Raw genomic sequence first — 2,263 nt, forward strand, 5'->3', positions numbered from 1 at the left:
ACGTGGCTAACGGCGACATGGTAACGCTTACGCTAATACAAGGCGTGGTAAATACCTTTGTAATATTTGCCGCAAAAGTACTGGCAGGCATTGTAGATAACTTTATTAATAGCGATGAAGAAGAGGGCGGCAGTAGCTGGACATACTTTTTATTCGATATGTTATTCCAAGTATTATTTGGTGTACTAGCAAGCATAGTGGTTGCAAGTTACAGCCGTAAACGTGAGTTTGCAGCCGACAGCGGCGCAGCAAAACTAGTTGGTGCCGATAAAATGCGATCAGCCCTTGAGCGATTAAAGCAAAATCATCCGTCGCAATTAGAAGGTTCAATGATGGCCTTTGGTATTGCAAGTGGCAAAGGGATGGCTGAACTGTTGTCATCGCACCCACCGCTTGATGCACGAATCGACGCACTACGTAAATAACGCATAAATATTACACATAAAAAAGCCTGCTAATGCAGGCTTTTTATGTGTAATATTTTTTGTATAGAGAAATAATTATTACTGAGAAAGGATAATCTCGGTAATTCCCTCAGCAGAGAGTATTTCAATCCAGTAGCCGTCAGGATCTTTAATAAAGGCTAAGCCTTTCATTGAACCATCATCTGGTTTTTTAACAAACTCAACATCGTATTTTGCAAAGCGCTCACAGGCTTCGTAAACATCCGGTACGCTAATACCAATATGGCCAAAGCCTTTAGGCTCTTGGTTACCACTGTGGTATCCCTCAAAACTGTCGTCGTTTTCAGTGCCCCAATTATGAGTAAGCTCAATCAACGCAGGGCGACGAAACACCCATTCAGCTTTTGCCTTATCATCGCCTTCTGGCAACTCTTGTTCGTAGCCTAAAAAGTAAAGCGTAAATTTCATACCAGGAAAGTCATACTTACCTAAAAGCTTCATACCCAATACATTTTGATAAAATTCTAAAGACGGCTTTGGATCTTTAATACGCAACATAGTTTGCTGCATCACATAGCCTTGTGTGGCTTGTTCAATTTGTTCTGGAGATTCGTTATAGCTAGACATGGTGATCCTTTCTAATAATTAAAAAGCGAAAATAGAGATATAATGCTTAAGTTATCATAATCAACCGTAGTTTAAATTTAAACTGCCCTGAGCATAAAAGAGTGGTATAAAATAGTTAGTGAAGCTTAATATCATTTATCATTAATGCGCCCCAAGTCGTTTCATCGCTGCAGCCATTTATTTCTGAGCTAATAAACAGACACCCATAACCTTTGGCTTCTGTTTTTTGAATTTCGGTGTAAACACTAGCACCATTATCAGATAACCAAGTAGTGGTGCGTTCACGACCATAAGGTAATATAAGAGGAATAGGAATAATTGGCGAAATTATAACACCCACCCATTTAAAGCCATCCCCATACTTAATTTGTTTAACGGCTGTACCTTTGACTGGCTTTTGCCCTGAAGTATATGTTTTAACGTGCACTAAATCGTAAGAAACACATCCTTGTGCCAGTATTAATGCACCGATAACTATCGCTTTTTTAATTAATTTCAAGATAAATCCCTTTATAACGTTATTGAGCAAAGAAAACTGCTAACTTGTACCTAAATTGATAATCATACTATCCTATAAAAAAGTAAACTTATAACGCCATAGCGTTTAGCCCTTATGTTTATTTGTAGGATGTATGTTCGTTTTTAAACATGGGTAACCACGTAATCAAAGTACAGAGCAAAGCAAAATTAAGTTTGTAAAACATTTAACAAAATAAAATAGGGCACTTTATTCATCGTTATTTAACTAAGTGCCATGTAGAGTTTAAATAACTACTGCGGGCAATTACTTATATAAAAAATAACGCACATAAAGGAGTGACTATGTTTTTTGATGATATGCAGGGTTTAATACGCGTACTTATTATTGGCGTACTAGGTTATATCGCACTGGTTTTTTGGCTGCGTATATCGGGTAAACGTACGCTTTCAAAATGGAATGTGTTCGACTTTATAGTCACCATTGCGCTGGGCTCTATATTAGCGTCTGTTATTATTTCAAAAAGTGTCCCTTTAGCTGAGGGCATACTTGCCTTTGTAGTATTAATTGGGCTGCAATATGTTATTACATGGCTTAGTGTGCGCTCGTCAAAATTTGCAGCGCTTATAAAAGCAGAACCCACGCTTTTAATGAGTGATGGTGAATACTGCACGGCTGCACTTAAATCGCAGCGCGTAACAAAATCAGAAATTCGCGCAGCTATACGTGGCGCTGGTATATTAGCCATAGAAGA

4 protein-coding genes are annotated in these 2,263 nt (G+C 38.3%); 2 read left to right on the top strand and 2 right to left on the bottom strand.

What is annotated here, in order from left to right; all coding sequences use genetic code 11:
- Positions 1-425, top strand: a 425-nt coding sequence (locus L652_RS0102530; RefSeq protein ID WP_024603257.1) for a M48 family metalloprotease, incomplete at its 5' end; no start/stop codon positions are given.
- Positions 426-503: 78 nt separating this feature from the next.
- Here L652_RS0102530 and gloA read toward each other — a convergent pair.
- Together gloA and L652_RS0102540 are read right to left on the bottom strand one after the other, a co-directional pair.
- A complete protein-coding gene (gene gloA, locus L652_RS0102535; protein ID WP_024594923.1) occupies positions 504-1,031 on the bottom strand; it encodes a lactoylglutathione lyase in 528 nt (175 codons plus the stop codon).
- 115 nt (positions 1,032-1,146) lie between these two features.
- Positions 1,147-1,530, bottom strand: a complete 384-nt coding sequence (locus L652_RS0102540) for a hypothetical protein (protein WP_024594922.1) — start codon at positions 1,528-1,530, stop codon at positions 1,147-1,149.
- 323 nt (positions 1,531-1,853) lie between these two features.
- Between L652_RS0102540 and L652_RS0102545 the strand changes: the two genes are divergently transcribed.
- Positions 1,854-2,263, top strand: a 410-nt coding sequence (locus tag L652_RS0102545) for a DUF421 domain-containing protein (protein WP_024603258.1), incomplete at its 3' end; no start/stop codon positions are given.

The sequence above is a fragment of the Pseudoalteromonas sp. TB25 genome, assembly GCF_000497995.1.
Taxonomy (GTDB): domain Bacteria; phylum Pseudomonadota; class Gammaproteobacteria; order Enterobacterales; family Alteromonadaceae; genus Pseudoalteromonas; species Pseudoalteromonas distincta.